Raw genomic sequence first — 23,641 nt, forward strand, 5'->3', positions numbered from 1 at the left:
GGCGGCCAATAGTTGCCGTCGGCGGACATTGCCTTCAGTAGGTAATGGGAATATCGAATGTTTGGAAGGCATCATCCTGCGGTTCATAACCCAGGACCCGCGTGGTCTCGCTCAAATCCAGGCGCTTGAAGCGGTTATTGGAAATGCCATGGGCGACCAGGTGCTTGACCCCCGGGGTTTCCACCGAACGCTGCAACAACTGGACGGCATCCCGAGGGCTGAGCCAGGCGCTGAGGTCGCGAGCGTTGTTCAGGTCATGGGTTTGCGCAAACTCAAAGGCGCCAATACGCAAGGCGATGGTGGAGAGCGGGGTTTTTGCCGCGTAGTACCCGCACAGTGCTTCACCGTAGCATTTGCTCACGCCATACAGGTTGGCCGGCAGCACCGGCATGCCTGGGGTGATTTGCCGGTCCACCGGGTAGCCTTCGATGGTCTGGGCACTGCTGGCAAAGACCAGGCGCTTTACGTTGGCAGCCACGGCAGCTTCGAACAGATAAGTAGTGGCGAGGATATTGTTGGGTAGCAGTTCGTCGAAGGTGGCGCTGGCATGGGGGATGCCCGACAGGTGCACGATCACATCGATGCCGGCGAGCAACGCTGCCAAGGTCGTTTTGTCGCTCAAGTCGGCCTGTACGAAACGATGGTCGCCGAGGGCGAAGTCCGGTTCGACGCGGTCGGTGAGGGTAAAGCGGTAGCGCTCTTTCGAGGCTTCGAAAAACGTCTTGCCGATTCTGCCGCAGGCACCGGTGAGCAGTACGTTGAATCCTTTCATCGGGTAATCCTTAGTTGTGACCGTCGAGGGCAAACGCCTTGAAACCAGGGCGCTGGCTGAGTCGCGCGTAGTACGCATCGACAGCCGGGTAGGAAGGGCGCTCCATGGGCGTCATCCGCCAGCGGTGTACCGACAGGCCAATCAGGATGTCTGCGAGTGTGAAGTCGTCACCGGCCACATAGGCGCCGGTGTCGATCAACCGTTGCTCCAGCAATCCCATCTTGTCGTTCCAGCCGCGCACGCCGGCGGCAATGCGCTGCGGGTCCTGGAAGTCCGGATTCTTGCGCACCAGGGCGTGGAAGGCATAGCCCCAGGATGGGTTGAGTTCGGTGGCTTGCCAGTCCATCCATTGCTCAACTTTGGCCCGAGGCCAAGGCTCGGCTGGCAGCAGGTCGTGGCGTCGGTGCAGGCCCACCAGATAGCGGCAGATGGTGTTGGACTCCCACAGTACGCCGTTGTCGTCGACGATTACTGGCACCTGGGCGTTGGGGTTCAAGGCCAGGAACTCGGGTGATTGGGTGGGGGTGAAGCCGATGCCCCAGTCTTCCCGGTCGTAGGCGATGCCTAGTTCCTGGCAGGTCCACAGGACTTTTCGTACGTTGATGGACGAAGTGCGACCCAAGATCTTCAGCGCGTGTCCCATGGTGCTTCCCTGGCAAAATGTGAGTTGGGCAATTTAGCAGGGACGCGCAAGGACAGCGATAGGGTTAAGTGTGGGAGCGGGCTTGAATCCCTTCAGTTGATCGGCCTAGGTACTCTCGCGCACCTTCAACTCAAACCCCATATCCACCACCGGCCTGGCGATCTTGTTGCCTGCCATCACCGTCAGCAAATGTTCCGCCGCGCGTCGGCCAATGGCTTCGCGCGGGGTGCTGATGCTGCTCAGGCGCGGCACCATGAAGCTGGAGGCGGGCAGGTCGTTGAAGCCCAGGACCGCCACTTGCTGCGGAACCTTGATCCCATGGCGCAAGGCTTCGAGCAAGGCGCCATGGGCCAGGTCGTCGTTGCCGAAGAAGATCGCGTCCACATCCGGATGACTGGCCAGCAGTTGCAGGAACAACTCGCCACCCAGGCCGACTGAAGAAGGGCGCGGTGTCAGTAACTCCAGCGCCGGGTCATACAGCCCAGCCTGTTGCAGCCCGCGACGGAAACCTTCACCGCGCAACAAGGTGCGCTGGTCCAGTTGTGCACCCACATAGGCCAGGCGCTTGCGCCCCCGGGAGATCAGGTGCGCGGCAGCAGTTTCGCCGGCACTGGTCTGCGAGAACCCGACACAATTGAGGCCGGCCGCCGGGTCCAGATCCATCATGTACACGCACGGCACATTGCTCGACTCCACCAGGCGCCGGGCGCTTTCGGTGCGGTCAAAGCCGGTCAGCAGCAAGCCCCGCGGCTGATAGGCCATGTAGTTGCGCAACAGGTTTTCTTCTTCGTCCCGGGAATAGTGAGTGTTGCCGATCAACACTTCGAAGCCCTTGGGCCGCAAAACCTGATGAATGGCTTCCAGGGTTTCAATAAACAGCAAGTTGGACAGTGAGGGCACCAGCACCACTACCGACTGGCTCTGTGCAGAGGCCAGGGCGCGGGCGGCAGGGTTGACCACGTAGCTCAGCTCGGCGGCGGCTTTCTGCACCTTTTCCACCAGGTCGGGGGCCACGGTGCTGATGCCGCGCAAGGCCCGGGAGGCCGTGATCGGACTGACGCCCGCCAGGCGGGCAACTTCGTTCAAGGTAGGGCGACCCGTCGTGCGGGTATTTTTATCGTTCTTGGAGGTCATCAGGCGGCTTGCCAAACAAAAATCGAGGCACTAAGGTAGCGCTGTCTCCAAAGGCCTGCAAATACTTGCGCACAGGGTTGCCTGATCCTTGCTCAAACGGTTGGAGCGGATGCACGCGTCACTCCATAAAAATGACAATTAGGCGCGGGAAAAGCCTGTTTTTGCACTAGCCTTAAGGCGTGCAAAGGTAGCGCTGTCTGCGTCCTGAGGTGTTTCATGAGTCAACCTGTTACTGCCCTGGTCATCATGGGTGTTTCCGGCTGTGGCAAGTCCAGTGTCAGCGAGGCCCTGTGCCTGTTGAACGGCGCCACCGCCATTGAAGGCGACAGCTTTCACCCGGCCGCCAACATCGAAAAGATGAGTGCTGGCCATCCTCTCAACGACGACGACCGTGCCGGCTGGCTCGATATCCTCTGCGATGAGCTGCGTCGTGCGCTCAAGGCCGGCGAGCATCCCGTGCTGACCTGTTCGGCGCTGAAGAAAAAATACCGCGATCACCTGCGCGAAGCCGCGCCGGGCCTGGGGTTTGTCTTCCTGGAACTGACCCGTGAGGTGGCCGCCGACCGCGTGTCCCATCGCCCTGGCCATTTCATGCCGGCCAGCCTGATCGACAGCCAGTTCGCCACCCTCGAATCGCCCATCGGCGAACCGCTGACCCTGGCCCTCAATGCCAGTGAAGACAGCATCGAGGCCTTGGCCGAGCAGACCCATGCCTGGTGGCTGACCCATGGCTTTGAGCCTTCCCGATGATTTTTTGCCCGAAAGATAGCGCTGTCCGACGGCACAAAACTCAACACCCGCTTTAATAACAACAACAAACAGGAGAGACCCCATGTTTGGAATGTCCCACGAGTCCTACCTGCTGCTCGATGCAGTAGTCACCATCATCGGGTTGATCGTGTTGATCACCCGGTTCAAGGTTCACCCGTTTATTGCGCTGATCATCGCCGCAGGCTTTCTCGGCCTGACCTCGGGCATGCCCGTGGAAAAGATCATCAAGGCGTTCCAGGACGGCTTCGGCGGTGTGCTCGGGTTTGTCGGGATTATCCTGGCGCTGGGTACGATGCTCGGTAAGATGATGGCCGAATCCGGCGGTGCCGATCAGATCGCACAAACCCTGATCCGTGCCTTTGGCAAGGACAAGGTGCAGTGGGCGATGATGTTCGCCGCCTTCCTGGTGGGCATTCCGCTGTTCTTCGAGATTGGCTTTGTGCTGCTGATCCCGCTGGTGTTTATCGTCGCGCGCCGCACTGGCGTGTCGCTGATCAAGATCGGCATCCCGCTGCTCGCCGGCCTGTCGGCGGTCCACGGCCTGGTGCCGCCGCACCCGGGGCCGTTGCTGGCCATTGGTGTGTTTGGCGCAGACATTGGCAAGACCATTCTCTACGGTCTGATCGTCGCCTTGCCGACCGCCATCATTGCCGGGCCGATCTTCGGTACGTTCATTGCCAAGCATATCCCGGGCAATCCGTCCCAGGAGTTGGTGGACCAACTGGCCCGCGAGACCGACTCGAAAAACCTGCCGAGCTTCAGCATCACCCTGATTACCGTGCTGCTGCCGGTGTTCCTGATGTTGCTCAAAACCTTTGCTGACATCGCCTTTGCCGAAGGCAATGCGGTGCGCAACTGGATGGACATGATCGGCCACCCGATCAGTGCTTTGCTCCTGGCCTTGCTGTTGTCGCTGTACACCTTTGGCCATCGCCAGGGCATCCACTCCAAGCAGATCCTCAAGCTGCTCGACGCCAGCCTGGCACCCACTGCCGCGATCATCCTGATCATCGGCGCCGGCGGTGGTTTCAAGCAGATGCTGGTGACCAGCGGCGTGGGTGACGTGATCGGCCATATGGCGGTGACGGCGCAGATCAACCCGCTCCTGCTGGCCTGGCTGGTGGCGGCGGTGATTCGTATTGCCACGGGTTCGGCGACTGTGGCCACCATTACGGGCGCGGGCATTGTGGTGCCGGTGGTGGGGATGGTGCCGGGGGTCAACCTGGAGTTGCTGGTGCTGGCGACGGGGGCGGGGTCGTTGATTCTGTCCCACGTTAACGACGCAGGGTTCTGGCTGGTGAAGCAGTACTTCAACATGACCGTGGCCGAGACGTTCAAGACGTGGACGGCGATGGAGACCATCCTGTCCATCGTGGCACTGGGCTTCATCATGTTGCTGTCGTTGGTGGTGTAACCCCATCAAGAAGTGGGAGCGGGCTTGCCCGCTCCCACAGTTGTTATCAGACTTTGGTGACCAGGCCATCAGCCCGGAACATGCCCCGAATCCCGCGCACCGCCTGGCGAATCCGGTCCTGGTTCTCGATCAGGGCAAAGCGCACATGGTCATCGCCATACTCGCCAAAGCCAATCCCCGGCGACACACACACCTTGGCTTCCAGCAGCAATTTCTTGGCAAACTCCAGCGAGCCCATGGCGGCATACGCCTCGGGGATCTTCGCCCAGACATACATCGATGCCTTCGGGTTCTCCACCATCCAGCCCAGTTCATGCAGGCCCTTGACCAGCACGTTACGGCGCTGGCGGTATTGCTCGGCGATGTCCTTCACACATTGCTGGTCGCCTTCCAGCGCGGCAATGGCCGCCACTTGCAGCGGGGTGAAGGTGCCGTAGTCGTGGTAGCTCTTGATGCGTGCCAGGGCGTTGACCAGTTCCGGGTTACCGACCATGAAGCCAATACGCCAGCCGGCCATGTTGTAGCTCTTGGACAGGGTGAAGAACTCCACCGCAATGTCCTTGGCGCCCGGTACTTGCATGATCGACGGGGCTTTCCAGCCGTCGTAGACGATATCGGCGTAGGCCAGGTCGTGGATCACCAGTACGTCGTACTGCTTGGCCAGGGCAATCACCCGTTCGAAGAAATCCAGCTCCACGCACTGTGCGGTGGGGTTGGACGGAAAGCCGAGGATCATCATCTTCGGCTTGGGGATCGAGCCGCGAATCGCCCGCTCCAACTCGGCGAAGAAGTCCACGCCGGGAATCAGCGGCACCGAGCGCACCTGGGCGCCGGCAATCACGGCACCGTAGATGTGAATCGGGTAGCTGGGGTTGGGCACCAGCACGGTGTCGCCCTGGTCCAGGGTGGCCAGCATCAGGTGTGCCAGGCCTTCCTTGGAACCGATGGTCACGATGGCTTCGGTTTCCGGGTCGATATCCACCTCATAGCGGTCCTTGTACCAGCGCGAAATAGCGCGGCGCAGACGTGGGATGCCTTTGGAGGTGGAGTAACCGTGGGTGTCTTCGCGCTGGGCGACGGTCACCAGTTTCTCCACGATATGCGGTGGAGTCGGGCCGTCAGGGTTACCCATGCTCAAGTCGATGATGTCTTCGCCGCGCCGACGCGCAGCCATCTTCAGCTCGGCAGTGATATTGAACACGTAAGGGGGGAGTCGATCTATGCGCGCAAAGCGGCGCGGCGAACCTTGGTCTGCCATTGTTGCCTCGGAGTACGTAAGCGCCCGGAACCGTCCGAGCGACGTCGGCCACTGCGGTGGCCTGCGGGGCGGACAATACGGCGGGTGAAGGGCAATTGTCCAGATACTGTCGGAAAATTTTCTGTCTGGAGTATGACGCGCGTATGCCCCTATACTCGGTATGGTTTTGGTCACTCACCCATGGAGATTGTGCAGATGAACCAACAGGCAACGCTACCCTTGGAGCCCCGCATGGAAGAGGGTAAGGCCATGGTGATCGCAGGGGTCGGCGGTCATTACGGCAAGGCGACGCTGGGGGATATCCCGAAGCTGTGGGAGTTGTTCGACACCTGCATCAAGGACATCAAAAAGCGCATTGGCGGCGTGACCTACGGCGTTTGCTACAACGCCACGCAGGAAGAGTTTGATTACATCGCCGGGGTTGAAGTGCCGGCCAAGAGCGATGTGCCGGGCAACTTTGAATGCATTGAAGTGCCGGCCAGTCGTTATGCGGTGTTTGCGCACTACGGGCCGGTGTATGCGCTGACTCAGACCTATGAGCGGATCATGTACGAGTGGCTGCCGACTTCGGGGTACAAGGTCGCAGGGCCGGATATCGAACGATACAGCGCCGACTTTGATGTGGATAAGGACACCGGCACTGTGGAAGTCTGGCTGCCTATAGAAAAGTCTGCATAACCTGTAGGAGCCGGCTTGCCGGCGATGGCAATCTGAAGGACGCCATCGCCGACAAGGGCATCAATACAACGTGGCCTTGACCCGCTCCGGCATTTCCCGGTCATACGCCTCGGCATCAAATTGCCCATCATTCAACCGCTTGTGAATGGCCCCCGCGGACGGCAGCGCCGAGCGCTCCAGATGCTTGTCGGGGTTCCAGCAATCGGAGCGCACAAAGGCTTTCGAGCAGTGGAAATACGCGGCTTCTACCTGCACCAGAATCACCGACCGCGCCGGTTTGCCATGCACCGCAAAGCTCTCCAGCAATTCAGGATCGATGGAAATCTGCGCCCGCCCGTTGACCCGTAGCGTTTCTCCGATTCCCGGAATGATGAACAGCAGCGCAATCCGTGGATCCAGCACCAGGTTACGCAAGGTATCGAGCCGGTTATTGCCCGGCCGGTCCGGGATCGCCAAGGTACGCTCATCAATGATCCGCACAAACCCCGGCACATCGCCGCGAGGCGAGCCGTCGAGGCCATCGGCGCCTGAGGAGCTGACAATTACCAGCGGTGAGGCTTTCACCATTGCCTGGTAATCCTCATTGAGAAACGCGATTTCCTTGTGCACGGCGCGTTCGTGGGGTTTGCCGTAGAGGGTGTCGAGTTGTTCGAGAGTGGTCAGCATGGGAGGCTCCTTGTCCATCAAAGGCTGGCAGTTATCCGCCAAAGCTACGTTGGTAATCCTGCGCCGATTTTCGGATGGCTTGAGCAACGTTGGGCGCTTGTCGACAATAGTCGTCCTCACGCTTGAGCACACTCTCCAGCGTCTGGAGCAGGGCCTGGATGCGTTCCTCGGGCTTTTCTATCTCGCAGGTCCTGGCAAACTCAAGAATGCCCAGGCGTGACGCAAAAAATGAGCGGTTGCCAGCCAAGTCCAGGGCCAAGGCATCTTCGGGAATATAGGCGGTGGTATTGGCAATGTCATAAGCCGGCGCAAGGCGAGCGTCGTGCCTGATGGGATCGCTGTAGAGCAAGCCAAAGTTTTTCAGATGGGCATCACCGTTGCCAACGATACAGCTCAATGCAACGCTATCGAACAATTGCTCCAGGGAGCTGCGTTGATGTTCGATTGCACAATAAAGGCGCACGGCCTTGGCAATCATGGCGTAGCTCTTGCTGTATTTCTGCTCGGCGGACAGGCCCATGAGTGTGGCCATGTCTTCAAAGCCCAGCGGGTTGAGATACTCGTCTCGGTCGAAACGCCGCATGATGAAAAGCTTGTGGTTCTGTGACAAGTAGAACGGTGGAACCGGTATGCCTGCGTCCTTGGCGACTGACATGCACAGGTACTCGTTGATGGCCAATCCCGGAAACTCGTCGCGTCCGCTCTTGATAATCAGATCATTGGTTTTCGAGGTGAATTTGTGTTCCGCAGCTTCCGGCACCAGCACCTTGGGCTGTACTCCGGAAATTCCCGCGCGAAGAATGTAACGGTCGACCAAGCAGGTGAACAAATCCTCAGTGCCATCCCACGCGAGGATTTCATCCAGGTTCTCGCCACGGGAGGGAGGGCTGTTGTGCTCAATCAACTGGTTTACTTGAGGCGATGAGACAAAGACCCGGCCGATAGGTGCGCTGCTGCCTGACAGTGCCAACAACAGCATCGGGTCGACTTTGACGGTCTTTGCCAGCCTGTTTTTAAGCTGTTCCAGCACATAGCCTTCCGGCAGGTTCATCTGGAAGATCGGGTGTAAATCACGGCGACGATAATCCTCTGCACGAACGGGCATCAGCAGGCTGATCGCGCTGTGCTCCGGCGCATCATCGCCATAGCGAAAATGGTAGTCGTCAGCACCCACGAATACGCTGCCGCTGGCACCTTGCGGTGTATGGACTTGCAGTCGGTGATTACTCATTGAACAAGTCCTCCACGTCATCCAGCGTCGGCATGGAAACAGGGACCAGTTTCACTTCAGTGCCCAGTGCTGCAAAAACCCGTGCATAGGCATTCATTGAGACTGACAGGCTGCCTTGCTCGATTTCGATCAGTTTCTGTCGGGTAGTGCCTGCCAGTTGCGCCAGCTCTGCCTGCGTGTGGCCACGATTGAGGCGCATCGAGCGGATTTGGAGGCCGATTCTTTGACCAAGAAGTGATGAGTCCATGTCGTGATACCGTTACATTAAACTTGACTAGTTATGTATACGTTACATTTAAAAGCTGTCAATGCCGACATTAGCCGAGTGCTAACGCCAATCGTCGTTCATAGGCCGTGGTGCTTTTATACGCTTCTCCGCGATCAACCCAACCCGCATGCAGGTATAACCCCATCGCCGTGACATTTGCGCTGTCCACCGACAGCTCCAACGCCTTGATCTGCGGCCACACCAGGCGTGCCGCAATGGGCAGCGCCTGCAGGCAGGCCTTGCCCAGCCCCAGGCCCTGATGGCGGTGATCGACTTGCAGCGCATGCAGCGTGGCACTGTGTTCATCGGCCCAGTGGGGCAGGCAAGGCGGGCGCTTGAGCAGCAGGAAGGCCACGGGAATCTCGTCAGCCAGCAGGGCAAAGCCCTTGATGCCGGGGCTGGGATTGACCAGCAGACTGTTCAGCGCGCAATAGATATCGCCGCACCAGGGCAGTTGCTCGGGATGGACTTCGAGGGCGCTGAGTTGCTGTTGTTGCGCAGCAGTCAACGTCTCATAGGGCACGAGGCGGGTTTCCATCGAACAGATATCCAAAGTCTTACAGGGAAGTCGCAAATTCTAGCGGTTTTGCCCCAGTCGCAAATTTTTTTCCTAGGCTTGTCGATTGACGGGATGCCCAACCGACTAAAGGCGTATTCCGTGATTTTTCCCTGAAAGGAGCATTGGCATGAATACCCAAGTGAACAGCGAAATCAGCACCTTGATTGAACAGTGGAAACAAGCCGTGACCACCAAGGATGTCGACAAAATTGTCAGTTTTTATGCGCAGGACATTGTTGCCTTTGACGCGGTGACAGCCCTGCAATTCAAGGGCCGCAAGGCCTACAAGGCGCACTGGCAGGCCTGCATGGAGATGTGCCCCGGTGGAGGTATTTTCGAGTTTCACCAAATGAATATCGTCGCGGCTGCCGACAGTGCCTTCGCCCACTGGCTGGCCCGCTGTGGCGGCACTGGGCCCGATGGTGTGGAGAAGGTCTGCTGGATGCGGGTCACTGCCGGTTATCAACGGATCAACGGTCAATGGCAAGTGGTGCATGAGCATTGGTCGGCCCCCTTCGACATGCAAAGCGGGACGGCCTTGTTCGACCTGCAACCCTGATCGTCGGGAAAACCTGCAAAGCGCCAATCTGCAGCCATAGTTGATAGTCCGAAAACGGAGAATCCCATGAAATACCTATGCCTGGTCTACAGCGACGAACGTCTGTTGCACAGCCAGCCTGACAGCCCCAAGGACACTGAATGCCATACCTACGCCGAAGCGGTGCAGGCCAGTGGCCGGATGCTCGCCGCCCAGGCGCTGGAGCCGGTGAGGAGCGCCACCACGGTGCGGGTGCGCAACGGCAAGCTGTCGATTACCGACGGGCCGTTTGCCGAAACCAAGGAGCAGCTTGCCGGTTTCTACCTGATCGACGCCAAGGACTTGAATGAGGCGCTGCAAGTGGCCGGTGGCATTCCGGCGGCACGGGTCGGCAGTGTGGAAGTACGCCCCGTGCGTGAATTGAATCTCTGAACCCAACAATCATAAGACTCAAGGAGGTTGATCCATGAACACTCAACCCGCGCAATTCGAACTGTCCATCAGCCGCGTAATCGACGCGCCACCCAGCCGGGTATTCCGTGCCTGGACCGAACCTGCGCTGTTGCAACAATGGTGGGGCCCACACGGCATGACCACGCCTGTGTGCGAAATGAACCTGTGGGTCGGTGGTCTGTTTCGCACCCTGATGCGTGCGCCGGACGGCAGCGAGTACCCGACCCAGGGCGTCTTCCTGGAGATCGACGCACCGCGTCGCCTGGTGTTTACCGATGCGTTCCTGCCTGGCTGGATTCCCTCGGGCAAGCCGTTCATGAGCGCCGAGGTGACCTTCGAGGACGTTGGCGGCAAGACCCGCTACACCGCCCGCGCCATGCACTGGAGCGAAGCCGACAAGCAGGCCCACGAAGCCATGGGTTTTCATCAGGGCTGGGGCGAAAGCCTGGACCGGCTGGTGACCCTGGTGACTCAGGGCATGCCCGATTGACCGTCAAGGCCCAGGTCGAGGCGGTCTACCGCAGCGAGTCGCGGCGCATCCTGGCGACCCTGATTCGCCTGCTGGGGGACTTCGACCTCGCCGAAGAAGCCCTGCATGAGGCGTTCTTCGTCGCGGTCGAGCGCTGGCAGCAGGACGGTGTGCCGGATAATCCCCGGGCATGGCTGGTGTCGACTGGGCGCTTCAAGGCCATCGACCGTTTGCGCCGCCAGGCCCGGTTCACCCCGTTGTTGCAGGAGCAGGCCGAGGCGCTGGAAGCGGTTGAGTGGAGTGACGAAGACGTGGAAGACGACCGCCTGCGCCTGATTTTCACCTGCTGCCACCCGGCCCTGGCGGCGGATGCGCAGGTACCGCTGACCTTGCGTGAGATCTGTGACCTGACCACCGAGGAAATCGCCCGGGCGTTTCTTGCCACACCGGCCACCATTGCCCAGCGCATCGTGCGGGCCAAGGGCAAGATCCGCGAAGCGAAGATCCCCTATCAGGTGCCATCGCTGGCGGAATTGCCCGAACGTCTGGACAGCGTTTTACGTGTGATTTACCTGGTGTTCAACGAAGGATATTCAGCGTCCATGGGCGCCGATCTGACCCGTGAAGAATTGACCCGCGAAGCCATCCGCCTGGGCCGCCTGTTGCTGGAATTGCTGCCGGAGCCGGAGGTCATGGGCCTGCTGGCGTTGATGCTGCTCCATGAATCACGACGCCCGGCTCGCACCTCGCCAGCCGGTGAATTGGTGCTGTTGGCTGAGCAGGACCGTGCATTGTGGGGCGCGGCCTTGATAGCCGAAGGCTGTGCCCTGGTGGAACAGGCCCTGGCCACGCGGCGTTTTGGCCCGTATTGCCTGCAAGCGGCGATTGCCGCGGTACATGCCGAAGCGACGACTGCTGCCGATACCGACTGGGTGCAGATTGTCGGGCTTTACGATGTGTTGCAAAGACTTGTGCCTTCGCCTGTGATCGAACTCAATCGTGCGGTCGCCCTGGCCATGCGTGATGGACCGTTGGCTGGGTTGCAGCAAGTGGAGGGGATTCTGGCACGGGGCGAGTTGCTGGATTACCACCTGGCGCATTCGGCGCGCGGGGAGTTTTGTCGGCAACTGGGTCGTATGAAAGAGGCACGCCAAGCCTATGAAAAAGCCCTGGGCCTGACCCAGCAGGCCCCGGAAAAACGCTTTATCGAACGTCGCCTGGCAGAACTTTCAGGATAAAAACCGGAGCGTGCTCGCGTCTGGCGTCAACGATAAGCCGTGTTTGCAGGGTAAACGCGGCGTGCTCAAGTTTTTCGCGAGCAAGCTCGCTCCTACATGAATGCCAGCCTGGGTTGTCGTTATTCGAGCATCCTTTCCAGCAGCCAGCTCCCCGCTGGCCCCGGCGGATGTTGCCTCGACCACAATGCATCCACCGCCACCGAGCGCGGCCAGCCGCGAGCCTTGAGCTCCACCAACTGACCATTGGCAAAACGCTCCACCAGCCAGCGCGGCAACGGCGCCCAACCAAAACCGAGGATGGCCATTTCCATCAACATCAAAAAGCTGGGAGCGGACCAGACCCGGCCCGTCAGCCGGTTTTCATTGGGGTTGATGATGCTTGCCAGGCGCAGTTCCCGGTGTTGTTGCAGGGTTTGCCGGTCGATGCCATCGAGGTTGGCCAGTGCATGCAGCGGCGAAACAAACAGTGCCAGTTGCGCGCGCTCTTCGACGGTGGCGTGGGTCAGGTCCGGCGGGTAAACCTCCTGCGCCTCGATAAACGCGAGCTGCGCCCGCCCGCTTTGTACCAGGGCCATGAGGTCTTCACACTCGGCAATCAACCATTCCAGCTCCAGGTCCGGATAACGTTGCTCAAGGGCGCTGAGCACCGTTTCAAAGCGTCCTGACTGATAAGTGTCGGACATGGCGATACTGAGCTTGGGCTCCAGCCCCTGGGACAACTGGCTGGCGGCAAGCTCCAGGCGGCTGCTGGCTTCCAGCACCTGCTCGGCCCGTTGCAGCAATACATGCCCGGCCGGCGTCAGGCTCGGCTTGCGGCTGCTGCGGTCGAACAGCACCACGTCCAGGTCAATCTCAAGGCTGGCCACCGCCGCGCTGATGGTGGATTGGCTCTTGCCCAGCTTGCGTGCCGCCGCCGAAAACGAGCCTTGGGTCGCCGCCTGGACAAACGCTTGCAACACTTCATGAGATGCCATCATCTATCGCCTTGATCGATGGTTATTGATTATGAAGTATCGGGTCGGTGAGGGATTATGGCAACCCTCGACACCCACAGAGCACGAGTCATGACCATCACCAAATCCATCACTGAACGCGTTTTCCAGGCCATCGGTTTTGAGGGCCTGGCCTTGTTGATCTGTACCCCGTTGCTGGTCTGGATCACTGGCCGGCCAGCCCTGGAAATGGGCGCGGTAACCCTGGCCATCAGCCTGCTGGCGCTGACCTGGAACATCATCTTCAACAGCCTGTTTGACCGCCTCAAGGCGCGCCTGCAACTGGCCAATAGCGGCAAGACCCGCGTGCTGCACGCCTTGCTGTTTGAGGGCGGGCTGATTCTGTTTGCCGTGCCGCTGATTGCCGCGTGGCTGAATATCAGCCTGATGCAGGCGTTTATCCTTGATATCGGTGTGCTGCTGTTTTTCCTGCCGTACACCTACGTGTACCACTGGGGCTACGACGTGCTGCGGGACAAATTCCTGTGTAGGAGTGAGCTGGCTCGCGAAGGACGTTAACGATGACGTGGGCCGTCTGAATGAACGCGGTGTCCTTGGGTTTTTCGCGAGCAAGCTCGCTCCTACAAGGGGGCTGACGTTAGACGAACATCCCGCCTGATGCCTCGATACGTTGCCCGTTGATCCATTTGCTGCCGTCGGCCAGCAGTGTGGAGATCGCCCCGCCAATGTCGTCCGGCAAGCCGACCCGACCCAGGGCTGTGTTGCCGGCGACAAAGGCATTGATGTCGGCGTTGTCGCGCACGGCACCGCCGCCGAAGTCAGTCTCGATGGCGCCAGGGGCCAGGGTGTTGACGCTGATCCCACGGGCGCCCAATTCCTTGGCCTGGTAGCGGGTCAGCACTTCCACCGCGCCTTTCATTGAGGCGTAGGCGGCATAACCTGGCAGGCTGAAACGCGCCAGGCCGCTGGAGATATTGATGATGCGCCCGCCATCGACGATCAGTGGCAGCAGCTTCTGGGTCAGGAAGAACGGGCCCTTGAGGTGGATCGCGACCATTTGGTCGAACTGTTCTTCGCTGGTTTCGACAAAGCTTGCATGGGTGCCGACACCGGCATTGTTGATCAGGAAGTCGAACTGCTCCTGTGCGAAAACGTCCTTCAGCGTGCGGCCGACTTCGCCGATGAAACCGTCGAAGGTCGCGCTTTTGCTCACATCCAGTTGCAGCATGGCGGCGCGGCCACCCAGTTGTTCAATCTGTGCGACCACTGCCAGGGCTTCGTCAGCCTTGCTGTAGTAGGTGCCGATGATGTCGATGCCTTGCGCGGCCAGGTACAGGGCGGTGCTTTTGCCCAGGCCGCGGCTGGCGCCAGTGATCAGTGCGATTTTACGGGTCATGGTCAAGTCCTCGGAGCAAGTGAGTGAACGTGGGGCTGAGTGTATTTGTGCGGCCATTACGTGATAAACAGGGTTGATCCGGAATCACTGGTCGGATCAGTCGAACAATCACGGACCCCCACCATGAACAAGCTGGACCTGTTGCGCACCTTTGTCCGCGTTACCGAATTGTCGAGTTTCACCCAGGCCGGCGATAGCCTGGGGCTGCCGCGCTCCACAGTGTCCGAGCAGGTGCGCGCCCTGGAAGACCTGCTGGGCACGCGCTTGTTGCAGCGCACCACGCGCAAGGTCCAGGCCACCCAGGATGGGCGGGTGCTGTATGAACGCAGCAAGGATCTGCTGGCCAATATGGAAGAGTTGGAAGGGTTGTTTCGCCAGGATGAGGCGCAATTGAATGGGCGGATTCGTATCGACATGCCCAATGCCATGGCACGCAAAGTGATCGTGCCGCGCCTGCCGGAGTTCATGGATCGGCACCCGTTGATCGAGCTGGAAATCAGCGGCTCCGACCGTCAGGTCGACCTGCTGGCCGAAGGCTTCGATTGTGTCTTGCGCGTGGGTGCGCAGCCGGACCAGTCGGTGGTGGCGCGGCTGTTGTGCAGCATGCCGATGATCAACTGCGTCAGCCCCGGTTACCTGCAACGCTACGGCGAGCCCAAGACCCTGGCCGACCTGGCCGCGCATCAGTTGGTGCACTACGTGCGCCCGCTGGGCGCGCGTTCGTCGGGCTTTGAGTATGAACAGGGCAACAAGGTGCAGCGCATTGCCATGGCCGGGCGGGTCACGGTCAACAGCACGGACGCATACCAGTCGGCGTGCCTCGCCGGTTTCGGGATCATTCAGGTGCCGGGGCTGGGCATGCGCGAATTGCTCGACAGGGGCGAGTTGGTGGCCGTGCTCCCCGACTATCCCGCGCCCGCGCTGGACGTGTCGATGCTGTATGCCGGCCAGCGTCACCTGCCGCTACGGGTACGGGTGCTGATGGACTGGTTGGCGGCCACCCTGAAGTCTCAGCTTTAACGACGTGTCGATAGCTGTTGCGGGGCGAGGAAGGCGTCGTGGAAGTAGTCGCGAAACGCCTGCATCGCCGGGGTGAAGGCGCGCTCGCGGTGCCAGGCCAGGCCGACACTCATGGGCGCGACTTTGTCAGTCACGCTCAGGGTCTCGATGCGCTTGCCTTCCAGGGACCAGGGGCGGTGCACCAGATCAGACAGGATCGCTACGCCGCTGCCATTGGCCACCATGCTGCGCACCGCCTCCACCGAACTGGTGCGCAGCCGCACCTTGGGCATCTGCCCGGCCTGTTCCCAGTAGCGCATGGCACTTTGCTCGGCCTCATCCACGGTCAACAGGATATACGGCTCGCGAGCCACATCGGCCAGGCTTACCGCACGCCGCTCACACAGCGGGTGGTGGCTGGGCAGCCACAGGCGCCGTTCGGAATTGAACAGGATCTGCGAAACGATATCCGGGTGGGTGAGGTTGGCGGTAAGCACCACCGCCATATCGAACTGGCCATCCAACAGCCCTTGTTCGATGGCCTGGCGCTCCTGCTCGAAGACCTCGATGTTCACATCCGGGTGCCAGTGCTCCATGCGTTGCAGGTGGTGCGGCAGGAAGTAACCGAGCACCGTGTAACTGGCCGCGACCCGCAGCACGCCGCTGGCACGGTAGTCCGGCAGCGGACTGTTCAATGCATCGTCGACACTGCGCACGATCACATAGGCGCGGTTGAGAAAGTGTCGACCGGCATCGGTCAGGCTCATGCCCTGGGCCGAGCGCACAAACAGCTGGGCACCGAGCATGGCTTCCAGCTCCTTGATCGCGGTGGTCACCGCCGACTGGGAGATGTTCAGGTGAATCGCCGCCTGGGAAATCTGGCCGATTTCGGCGGTGGCGACAAAGTAGCGAACCTGGCGCAGGGTCAGCGACATGCAGTTTTCTCGTAGGGGTATCTGATTTTCAGAAGAAAGACTATCTGATAATAGATCTTCCCAAGGGGTCAAGGGCCAGCCTATTTTCGCTGGCACGAACTCTTGCGGAGCAGGCCCCGATGCAGACAGTGGATTTCAATTCGGACATGGGTGAAAGCTTCGGCCCCTGGACCATCGGCGACGGTGTGGATAACGAGCTGATGGCGTTTATCAGCTCGGCCAACGTGGCCACCGGTTTCCATGCCGGCGACCCCGGCACCATGCGCCGCACCATCGAGCGCGCCAAGCAGTTGGGCGTGGCTATCGGCGCTCACCCGGGCTTTCGCGACCTGGTGGGTTTCGGCCGTCGCCACATCAACGCCCCGGCCCAGGAACTGGTGGATGACATGCTCTACCAACTCGGCGCCTTGCGCGAATTGGCGCGGGTGCAGGGCGTGACCTTGCAGCACATCAAGCCCCACGGCGCGCTGTACATGCACCTGGCGCGGGATGAAGAAGCCGCGCGCCTGCTGGTGGAAAACCTGCAGCGCCTGGAACCTGAACTGTTGTTGTACTGCATGCCCAACTCGGTGATCTGGCGTATCGCCCAGGAACTGGGGCAACCGGTGGTACGCGAGTTTTACGCCGACCGTGAGTACGATCTGTCCGGCTCCATCGTGTTTACCCGTCATGTACGGGCCCTGGACCCGGCGACGGTGGCGGCGCGTGTCTTGCGGGCCTGCCAGACCGGCCTGGTGCGCACCGTCGAAGGCGAAGACCTGTTTATCGAATTCGATTCCATCTGCCTGCACAGCGACACACCGGGCGCCCTCGACCTGGTGGAGGCCACTCGCAACGCGTTGGACCAGGCGGGGATCGCTGTGCGCAAACCCCGTTAAACGACACCGGTGCCCAGACACCGGACCTGCATGATTTTTGCCTGCCTTTCTACAATGATTCCAAGAGGAACAGACATGGCTGAAACATCCCCGATTCGCTACAGCTTTGGCGCCGATGAACATTTGTTCGCCGAAGTCAGTGAAAGCATGTCCCTGGAGGCGTTCTTCAAGGGCATGGCCGTCACCCGTGCGGTGCAACGCCTGGAGCTGCCCGGCGTGCTGGATATCTGCCTGGCCAACGCCTCGTTCCAGATCCGCTTCGACCCGGACCTGATTGCCCCGCATGTGCTGCTCGACGCGGTACAAAGCGCCGAGGTCCAGGCGGTGGCCGAACGTACCTTGCACACCCGGATCATTGAGATCCCGGTGTTGTATAACGATCCCTGGACCCATGAAACCCTGATGCGTTTTCGCGACCGTCACCAGGACCCGACCGGCACTGACCTGGAGTACGCCGCGCGGGTCAACGGCCTGGCGGATGTCGAGGCGTTTATCGCCGCCCACAGTGGCGCGCCGTGGTTTGTGTCGATGGTCGGCTTTGTCGCTGGCCTGCCGTTCATGTTCCAGATGGTCGAGCGTGAGCGACAGCTGCAGGTGCCCAAATACCTGCGCCCGCGCACCGACACGCCGAAGCTGACCCTCGGCCATGGCGGCTGTTTCGGCTGCATTTATTCGGTACGCGGCGCCGGGGGGTACCAGATGTTTGGCGTGACCCCGGCGCCGATCTACGACCCGCAGCAGCAGTTGGCTTACCTCAAGGAGCACATGGTGTTCTTCCGCCCCGGCGATATCGTGCAGTTCAAACCCATTGACCGTGATGCCTACGACCTGGCGGTGGCTGAGGTCGAGGCCGGGCGTTTCGATTTGCGCATTCGCCCGGTGGAATTTTCCCTGGACGCCTTTTTTGCCGACCCGGTCGGTTACCCGAAAACCCTGCAGGAGGCGCTCGTATGATCAAGGTGCTCAAGCCTGGCCTGGCGACCTCTGTGCAGGACCTGGGGCGCGAAGGGTATTACCACTTGGGAATCCCGCCGTCCGGCGCCCTGGACCAGTACGCCCTGAGTGCGGCCAACCACCTGGTGGGCAACCCGGCGGGTGCGGCGGGGTTGGAATGCACGCTGATCGGCCCGCAGCTGGAATTTCAACAGGATGCGTTGGTGGCGCTGAGCGGTGCGCTGATGTCACCGCGCCTGGACGGCGAGGTGGTGCACCAGGACACGGCGTTCCAGGTGCGCGCTGGGCAGGTGCTGCGTTTTGAGTTTCCCGTGGCCGGTGCACGGACTTACCTGGCGGTGGCCGGTGGGATCGACGTGCCGCTGGTGCTGGGCAGTCGCTCCACTTATACCCTGGGTGCGCTGGGCGGTTTTCACGGGCGGCGCTTGCAGGAAGGCGATGTGTTGCCCATCGGTGAGACTCGCGGCGAGGGCCGTGCCGGTAATAGTTTGCCGATGGCCCTGCGCCGTTCGGTGGGCGGTGATGTGACGCTGCGGGTGGTGCCGGGGCTGTATTACGAGCGGCTGACGGCCGCTGCCAAAAGCAGTTTTTTCGCCGAGCCCTGGACGGTCGGTTCCGAAGCCGACCGGATCGGCTACCGCTTCAAGGGCGGCAGTGCCTTGAGCTTCCAGCCCCGGGAGCAACCGTTTGGCGCGGGCTCCGATCCGTCGAACATCGTCGACAGTTGCTACCCCATCGGCTCGATCCAGGTGCCGGCTGGCCTGGAACCGATTGTGCTGCACCGCGATGCCGTATCGGGCGGTGGCTACGCGATGATCGGCACGGTGATCAGCGCCGACCTGGACCTGATCGGGCAGATGCAGCCCAACCAGCGCGCGGGGTTTGTCGCGGTGACATTGGAAGAAGCGCTGGAGGCGCGGCGGGTGTACAAGAAGCGGCTCAAGGCGATGGCCGGGTTGTTTGCCAGTTAAGCCATCGCACCATCCAAATGTGGGAGCGGGCTTGCTCGCGATAGCAGTGTTTCAGTTATAGATAAGTCGACTGATCCACCGCTTTCGCCAGCAAGCCCGCTCCCACATTTTTGTTTTGCGGTGCTTTAGAAGAGTTGAGTGAACAGCCAGTACAAGCTACCTGACAACACAATCGCCGCCGGTAACGTCAGCACCCAGGCCATCAGCAAGTTGCGGATGGTCTTCATCTGCAAGCCACCCCCATTGGCAACCATGGTCCCGGCCACGCCTGACGACAGCACGTGGGTGGTGGATACCGGCAACCCGAACATATCGGCGGCGCCAATGGTCAGCATGGCCACGGTTTCGGCCGAGGCGCCCTGGGCGTAGGTCAGGTGGGTCTTGCCGATTTTCTCGCCGACGGTCACCACAATGCGCTTCCAACCGACCATGGTGCCCAGGCCCAGGGCGATGGCCACGGCGATCTTCACCCACAGCGGGATAAAGCGCGTCGCATTGTCGATCTGTTGCTTGAACAGTTGCAGCTTGCCCAGGGTGTCGGCGTCGAAGTTGCCGACCTTGCCCTTGTCCATCAGGCGAATGGTTTCGCTGGTCAGGTACATGTCATTACGCACGTTGCCCATGGCCTCGGCGGGCACCTTGGCCAGTGAACCGTAGCCCTTCACTTGTTCACCGATGTGCCCGGTCAGGGCGGCGAGGGCGGGGATCAACTCCGGGGTGGTTTCTTTGGTGCGCACATACGTCGACAACACGGGGCGCGGGTCGGCAGGGGCTGGCTGCGGTGCGCTTTTCACCAGGGCTTGCTGGGTGACTTCGGCCACCGCGGCGAACTGCAATGACTGGTCGGCCGGCATGGTGCGGTTCAAGGCATAGGCCATCGGCAAGGTACCGACCAGGATCAGCATGATCAGGCCCATGCCCTTCTGGCCGTCATTGGAACCGTGGGCAAACGACACACCAGTGCAGGTCACGATCAACATGCCGCGAATCCACCAGGGCGGCGGCGTGTTGCCTACGGGCGCCTTGTACAGCGAACGGTTTTTCACAAAGGCCCGCAGCGCCAGCAACAACAGGGCCGCAAAGCCGAAGCCGATCAGTGGCGACAGCAGCAGCGCATAGCCGATCTTGATCGCCTGGGCCCAGTCCACGCCGCTGGTGCCGTCACGGCCATGCATCAGGGCATTGGCCACGCCAACCCCGATGATCGAGCCGATCAGCGTATGGGAAGACGACGCCGGCAACCCCAGCCACCACGTGCCCAGGTTCCACAGAATCGCCGCAATCAGCAGGGCGAAGATCATTGCAAAACCGGCGGATGAGCCGACCTGCAGGATCAACTCCACCGGCAGCAAGGCGATGATGGCAAAGGCCACCGCGCCACTGGACAGCAGCACCCCGAGGAAGTTGAAGAACCCCGACCAGACCACGGCGAAATGCGGCGGTAGCGAGTTGGTGTAGATCACCGTCGCCACGGCGTTGGCGGTGTCGTGGAAGCCGTTGACGAACTCGAAACCCAAGGCAATCAGCAGCGCCACGCCCAGCAGCAGGAACGGTGTCCAGGTGGTGACCACCGTGCCCAGTTCATGCATGTCGTGCATCAGGCTGTAGGCGGTGAACAACAGGCCCATGGCGAGCACGGCGAAGAACACGATCACCGTGAGCAGGCCGGGTTTTTTGTCCAATTGCGGTTTTGCGTCAGTGGCGTCAGCCTGGGGAGAGGCAGTCAGGGAAGGGGTGGCCATGCCGGAGCATCCAGTGTGAGGAGGATGTTTCCCATGATCGTTGCAGAATGTTACAGAGATGCTGCGTCAAATCAGTGTTTGGCGTATTCGGCTCGCCGCCGGTCCAAAAAACACCGCCAATCATTGTAGGAGCTGGCAAGCCAGCTCCCACAGGTTGATTGCATTGCAATGTCAGTAATCCCGGCGCTTGCGAAACGCCCATCTGCCGGCAATCACAGTAAACGTCGCCACCAACGCCACCAGGATCCAGAACCCCTCGGGATCCTGGGAGAGTGGCACCCCCCCGACGTTCATGCCAAAAAAACCGGCGATGATATTGATCGGCAGTGCCAGCACCGTCACCACCGTCAGGGTAAACAGCGTGCGGTTGCTTTGTTCGTTGAGGTTGGCGGCGATTTCTTCCTGCAACAACTTGATCCGTTCGCCCAGGGCCGTGAGGTCGTTGATGATCAGCGCAAACTCCTCGGTGGACTTGCGCAACTCTTTCACGTCTTCCTTTTGCAGCCACTGCGGCGGGCGGTTGAGCAGGCGCAGCAGCGAGCCCGGCTCCAGTGCCAGCAGGCGTTGCAGGCGCACCAGCACCCGGCGCATAGCACCCAGTTCGGCGCGGTTGGTGGACAGGCGCGAGGACAGCAACTGGTCTTCGATCTGGTCCACGCTCTGGCTGGTCTTGCGCACGATCTGCGTCAGCACCTCGCCTTGATCGCGCAACAGATGCACGAGCAACTCCAGAGGCGAACGAAAGTGTTCGCCGGCTTTCACCGAAGAACGCAGCTTGTCCACCGAGTGCAGCGGTTGCAGGCGCGCGCTGACCAACAGGCGGCTACGGGCACAGACCCATAAGGTGGAAATATCCGACGAGACCATGCTGCTGAAGTTGAACACCACGTCGTTGACCACCGCCAGCAAGGCCGAGTCCACATGTTCGATGCGGGTCGAGCGCGAGCCTTCGTGCAGCGCCTCGAAGAATTCTTCCGGCAGTTCCAGATGGGCCTGCATCCAGCGTTGGCAGGCCGCGTGGGCCAGGTTCAGATGCAGCCACAGGAATTCATCGGGGGCGCCAGGATCTTGCAAAGCCTTGAGCACGGTCGCCGAGTCGATTTGTTCGGCTTTTTCACCGGGTTTGAAGCGGAAACCATAAAGCAGGCCAAACAGGTCGGAGTCCTGGTGGCCGTGGTCGATGCTGTGGTTCATGGTGGCTCGCAGAGGAAAGCGCCTGTAGGACGTTTCACAGGTTCGCATCGCGCAATCATTGCAAGGCGGTTTGACAGTTTTGTGACGGTTTGGCAACGGGCACAAAAAAGCCGCGCGGCCCGAAGGCGGCGCGGCTTTGTTCATCGAACGACTCAAGTGTCTTGCTTGTTTTCCAGCACTGCGCCGGTCTTGGCGTCGAGCTTCACGTCCCACTTCTTGCCGGTAGTGTCGGTCAGGTCAACTTCGTAGACCAGGCGGCCGGCTTCGTTATCCAGTTCGGTGTCATTGATGGCAGCGCCGGCGTGCAGGGCTACGGCGGCAGCGTTGAGCTGTTCGAAAGGCTTCACCGCGCCCGATTGCAGCAGGCTTGGAATCTGGTCCGGGCGAACATCAGCCTGGGCCAAACCAGCAGTCAGGGTCAGGGCAGCAGCAGCGAACAGAGCGGTCAGGTTTTTCATGGTGGAGTCCTTTGGGGTGAGCTGTTTAAGTGGGATCAGGTTAACCCGTGCAACTTAATTCACCCTTAATTGTGTAGGACGTTTGCGTTGTTTGTTCAATCGGCCCGCGTCGGGAAATTTCATGCTGGTGTCTCAACTTCAGGAGGCACACATGAAACAGATAATGGCTTGGCTGTATGCACCCGTGTTCTGGGCGGGATTTATTGGCGTGGGGCTTTGGCTGGTCGCGAAGGGAGAGCCTCACTGGTTGCTGGCGGTGTTTGCCGTGGCCATCGGCGTGTCGTTTATTGCAGAGCTGTGGCTGCCTTACGAGCCGCAATGGAATCGCCCCTTGGGGGACCGACGCCGGGATATCTTTCATGCGTTGGTCAACGAAAGCCTGAATACCCTGGGCTTGTTGGTGCTGCCGCTGCTGACGGCGTGGCTGGCGATTGATGGAGCCTGGCCACGCACCTGGCCGCTGTGGGCGCAGTTGCTGTTGGCGATCGTGATTGCCGATGCGGGCATCACGCTGATGCATTACGCCAGTCATCGCATCGCCGCTCTCTGGCGTTTGCATGCCGTGCATCACAGCGTGCAGCGGCTCTATGGTTTCAATGGCTTGATGAAGCACCCGTTGCACCAGATGCTGGAAGCAACGGCGGGCCTGCTGCCGCTGATCCTGCTGGGGATTCCCGTGGACGTGGCGATGTTGTTGGCATTGGCCATTGCGATCCAACTGTTGTTGCAACATTCCAATGTCGCTATGCGCCTGGGGCCGTTGCGCTGGGTATTTGCCTGGGCGCCGGTGCACCGCTTTCACCATATGAAATACGGCCGGGCGGGAGATGTGAATTTCGGTTTGTTTTTCAACCTGTGGGATTGGCTGTTGGGGACTGCGTTTTACACCGAGGACTATCGAATGGGTGAGGGCGACCTGGGCATCGGCAGCCGTCCGGATTTCCCGGTGGATTATCTTGGGCAACTGCGTGACCCCTTTACGGCCATCCAGTTGAGTAAAGAGCCGCCTGTCCCAAGCACTCTCCAAATGTAGGCATGAGCTGTCTGGTTTGATGCGGTGCTCTCGAGT

27 protein-coding genes are annotated in these 23,641 nt (G+C 60.5%); 13 read left to right on the plus strand and 14 right to left on the minus strand.

Going from position 1 to position 23,641, the window contains the following annotated elements; genetic code table 11:
* Positions 1 to 34 precede the first annotated feature (34 nt).
* The 3 genes from BFQ03_RS22210 to BFQ03_RS22220 all read right to left on the minus strand — a co-directional run bounded on the left by BFQ03_RS22210 (position 35) and on the right by BFQ03_RS22220 (position 2,552).
* Complete coding sequence (locus BFQ03_RS22210; protein ID WP_032862576.1) at positions 35 to 772, minus strand: NAD-dependent epimerase/dehydratase family protein; 738 nt, start codon at positions 770 to 772, stop codon at positions 35 to 37.
* A gap of 10 nt (positions 773 to 782) precedes the next feature.
* Complete coding sequence (locus BFQ03_RS22215) at positions 783 to 1,415, minus strand: glutathione S-transferase family protein (protein ID WP_032862577.1); 633 nt, start codon at positions 1,413 to 1,415, stop codon at positions 783 to 785.
* Positions 1,416 to 1,520: 105 nt separating this feature from the next.
* Complete coding sequence (locus BFQ03_RS22220) at positions 1,521 to 2,552, minus strand: HTH-type transcriptional regulator GntR (protein ID WP_162237656.1); 1,032 nt, start codon at positions 2,550 to 2,552, stop codon at positions 1,521 to 1,523.
* Positions 2,553 to 2,765: 213 nt separating this feature from the next.
* Between BFQ03_RS22220 and BFQ03_RS22225 the strand changes: the two genes are divergently transcribed.
* Entirely contained in the window at positions 2,766 to 3,299 is a 534-nt protein-coding gene (locus BFQ03_RS22225) for a gluconokinase (protein WP_032862578.1), read from the plus strand.
* Between the two features lie 82 nt (positions 3,300 to 3,381).
* Positions 3,382 to 4,734, plus strand: coding sequence for a GntP family permease (locus tag BFQ03_RS22230; RefSeq protein ID WP_065944032.1), 1,353 nt, complete (start codon positions 3,382 to 3,384; stop codon positions 4,732 to 4,734).
* 46 nt (positions 4,735 to 4,780) lie between these two features.
* Here BFQ03_RS22230 and alaC read toward each other — a convergent pair whose 3' ends face one another.
* Positions 4,781 to 5,992: an alanine transaminase gene (gene alaC, locus BFQ03_RS22235; protein WP_065944033.1), complete on the minus strand. Its 1,212-nt coding sequence runs from the start codon at positions 5,990 to 5,992 to the stop codon at positions 4,781 to 4,783.
* Between the two features lie 195 nt (positions 5,993 to 6,187).
* On the opposite strand from alaC, the gene BFQ03_RS22240 reads away from it, so the two are divergent.
* Positions 6,188 to 6,670: a GyrI-like domain-containing protein gene (locus tag BFQ03_RS22240; protein WP_065944034.1), complete on the plus strand. Its 483-nt coding sequence runs from the start codon at positions 6,188 to 6,190 to the stop codon at positions 6,668 to 6,670.
* Between the two features lie 60 nt (positions 6,671 to 6,730).
* On the opposite strand, the gene BFQ03_RS22245 is transcribed toward BFQ03_RS22240, so the two are convergent.
* From BFQ03_RS22245 to BFQ03_RS22260, 4 genes are all read right to left on the minus strand, one after another.
* Positions 6,731 to 7,336 carry a pyridoxamine 5'-phosphate oxidase family protein gene (locus tag BFQ03_RS22245; RefSeq protein WP_032862582.1) on the minus strand — a complete coding sequence of 202 codons (606 nt, stop codon included), beginning with the start codon at positions 7,334 to 7,336 and terminating at the stop codon, positions 6,731 to 6,733.
* Positions 7,337 to 7,367: 31 nt separating this feature from the next.
* Complete coding sequence (locus BFQ03_RS22250; protein WP_032862583.1) at positions 7,368 to 8,567, minus strand: type II toxin-antitoxin system HipA family toxin; 1,200 nt, start codon at positions 8,565 to 8,567, stop codon at positions 7,368 to 7,370.
* Positions 8,560 to 8,814, minus strand: coding sequence for a helix-turn-helix domain-containing protein (locus BFQ03_RS22255; RefSeq protein ID WP_032862584.1), 255 nt, complete (start codon positions 8,812 to 8,814; stop codon positions 8,560 to 8,562). The genes BFQ03_RS22250 and BFQ03_RS22255 overlap by 8 nt, the downstream gene beginning before the upstream one ends.
* A 70-nt stretch (positions 8,815 to 8,884) precedes the next feature.
* A complete protein-coding gene (locus BFQ03_RS22260) occupies positions 8,885 to 9,373 on the minus strand; it encodes a GNAT family N-acetyltransferase (RefSeq protein ID WP_032862585.1) in 489 nt (162 codons plus the stop codon).
* A gap of 160 nt (positions 9,374 to 9,533) precedes the next feature.
* Here BFQ03_RS22260 and BFQ03_RS22265 point away from each other — a divergent pair, with 160 nt between their 5' ends.
* The 4 genes from BFQ03_RS22265 (at position 9,534) to BFQ03_RS22280 (ending at position 12,092) form a co-directional block, all read left to right on the plus strand.
* A complete protein-coding gene (locus BFQ03_RS22265; RefSeq protein WP_090293194.1) occupies positions 9,534 to 9,953 on the plus strand; it encodes a YybH family protein in 420 nt (139 codons plus the stop codon).
* Between the two features lie 66 nt (positions 9,954 to 10,019).
* Positions 10,020 to 10,364, plus strand: coding sequence for a YciI family protein (locus tag BFQ03_RS22270; RefSeq protein ID WP_032862587.1), 345 nt, complete (start codon positions 10,020 to 10,022; stop codon positions 10,362 to 10,364).
* 34 nt (positions 10,365 to 10,398) lie between these two features.
* On the plus strand, positions 10,399 to 10,875 hold the full coding sequence (locus BFQ03_RS22275; protein WP_032862588.1) for an SRPBCC family protein: 477 nt from the start codon (positions 10,399 to 10,401) through the stop codon (positions 10,873 to 10,875).
* On the plus strand, positions 10,872 to 12,092 hold the full coding sequence (locus BFQ03_RS22280; protein WP_032862589.1) for an RNA polymerase sigma factor: 1,221 nt from the start codon (positions 10,872 to 10,874) through the stop codon (positions 12,090 to 12,092). The genes BFQ03_RS22275 and BFQ03_RS22280 overlap by 4 nt, the downstream gene beginning before the upstream one ends.
* A gap of 119 nt (positions 12,093 to 12,211) precedes the next feature.
* On the opposite strand, the gene BFQ03_RS22285 is transcribed toward BFQ03_RS22280, so the two are convergent.
* On the minus strand, positions 12,212 to 13,066 hold the full coding sequence (locus BFQ03_RS22285) for a LysR family transcriptional regulator (protein ID WP_032862590.1): 855 nt from the start codon (positions 13,064 to 13,066) through the stop codon (positions 12,212 to 12,214).
* Positions 13,067 to 13,156: 90 nt separating this feature from the next.
* Here BFQ03_RS22285 and BFQ03_RS22290 point away from each other — a divergent pair, with 90 nt between their 5' ends.
* Positions 13,157 to 13,603 carry a multidrug/biocide efflux PACE transporter gene (locus BFQ03_RS22290; protein ID WP_032862591.1) on the plus strand — a complete coding sequence of 149 codons (447 nt, stop codon included), beginning with the start codon at positions 13,157 to 13,159 and terminating at the stop codon, positions 13,601 to 13,603.
* Between the two features lie 79 nt (positions 13,604 to 13,682).
* Here BFQ03_RS22290 and BFQ03_RS22295 read toward each other — a convergent pair whose 3' ends face one another.
* Positions 13,683 to 14,441 carry an SDR family NAD(P)-dependent oxidoreductase gene (locus BFQ03_RS22295; protein ID WP_032862592.1) on the minus strand — a complete coding sequence of 253 codons (759 nt, stop codon included), beginning with the start codon at positions 14,439 to 14,441 and terminating at the stop codon, positions 13,683 to 13,685.
* 123 nt (positions 14,442 to 14,564) lie between these two features.
* Here BFQ03_RS22295 and BFQ03_RS22300 point away from each other — a divergent pair, with 123 nt between their 5' ends.
* The gene (locus tag BFQ03_RS22300; RefSeq protein WP_032862593.1) at positions 14,565 to 15,461 is read left to right on the plus strand and encodes a LysR family transcriptional regulator; all 897 of its coding nucleotides are present in this window, start codon (positions 14,565 to 14,567) and stop codon (positions 15,459 to 15,461) included.
* On the opposite strand, the gene BFQ03_RS22305 is transcribed toward BFQ03_RS22300, so the two are convergent.
* Complete coding sequence (locus BFQ03_RS22305; protein ID WP_032862594.1) at positions 15,458 to 16,375, minus strand: LysR family transcriptional regulator; 918 nt, start codon at positions 16,373 to 16,375, stop codon at positions 15,458 to 15,460. The genes BFQ03_RS22300 and BFQ03_RS22305 overlap by 4 nt on opposite strands.
* A 119-nt stretch (positions 16,376 to 16,494) precedes the next feature.
* On the opposite strand from BFQ03_RS22305, the gene BFQ03_RS22310 reads away from it, so the two are divergent.
* The 3 genes from BFQ03_RS22310 (at position 16,495) to BFQ03_RS22320 (ending at position 19,178) form a co-directional block, all read left to right on the plus strand.
* The gene (locus tag BFQ03_RS22310) at positions 16,495 to 17,253 is read left to right on the plus strand and encodes a 5-oxoprolinase subunit PxpA (RefSeq protein ID WP_032862595.1); all 759 of its coding nucleotides are present in this window, start codon (positions 16,495 to 16,497) and stop codon (positions 17,251 to 17,253) included.
* Between the two features lie 75 nt (positions 17,254 to 17,328).
* Positions 17,329 to 18,207, plus strand: a complete 879-nt coding sequence (locus BFQ03_RS22315; RefSeq protein WP_032862596.1) for a 5-oxoprolinase subunit B family protein — start codon at positions 17,329 to 17,331, stop codon at positions 18,205 to 18,207.
* On the plus strand, positions 18,204 to 19,178 hold the full coding sequence (locus tag BFQ03_RS22320) for a 5-oxoprolinase subunit C family protein (RefSeq protein ID WP_032862597.1): 975 nt from the start codon (positions 18,204 to 18,206) through the stop codon (positions 19,176 to 19,178). The genes BFQ03_RS22315 and BFQ03_RS22320 overlap by 4 nt, the downstream gene beginning before the upstream one ends.
* A 125-nt stretch (positions 19,179 to 19,303) precedes the next feature.
* Here BFQ03_RS22320 and BFQ03_RS22325 read toward each other — a convergent pair whose 3' ends face one another.
* The 3 genes from BFQ03_RS22325 to BFQ03_RS22335 all read right to left on the minus strand — a co-directional run bounded on the left by BFQ03_RS22325 (position 19,304) and on the right by BFQ03_RS22335 (position 22,572).
* Entirely contained in the window at positions 19,304 to 20,920 is a 1,617-nt protein-coding gene (locus BFQ03_RS22325) for an inorganic phosphate transporter (RefSeq protein WP_032862598.1), read from the minus strand.
* A gap of 171 nt (positions 20,921 to 21,091) precedes the next feature.
* Positions 21,092 to 22,114, minus strand: a complete 1,023-nt coding sequence (locus BFQ03_RS22330; RefSeq protein WP_065944035.1) for a transporter — start codon at positions 22,112 to 22,114, stop codon at positions 21,092 to 21,094.
* Positions 22,115 to 22,266: 152 nt separating this feature from the next.
* On the minus strand, positions 22,267 to 22,572 hold the full coding sequence (locus BFQ03_RS22335) for a PepSY domain-containing protein (protein WP_032862600.1): 306 nt from the start codon (positions 22,570 to 22,572) through the stop codon (positions 22,267 to 22,269).
* Positions 22,573 to 22,723: 151 nt separating this feature from the next.
* Here BFQ03_RS22335 and BFQ03_RS22340 point away from each other — a divergent pair, with 151 nt between their 5' ends.
* On the plus strand, positions 22,724 to 23,605 hold the full coding sequence (locus BFQ03_RS22340; RefSeq protein ID WP_065944036.1) for a sterol desaturase family protein: 882 nt from the start codon (positions 22,724 to 22,726) through the stop codon (positions 23,603 to 23,605).
* The last annotated feature ends 36 nt before the right edge of the window (positions 23,606 to 23,641 follow it).

The sequence above is a fragment of the Pseudomonas sp. 25 R 14 genome, from assembly GCF_900004755.1.
Lineage (GTDB): Bacteria > Pseudomonadota > Gammaproteobacteria > Pseudomonadales > Pseudomonadaceae > Aquipseudomonas > Aquipseudomonas brenneri.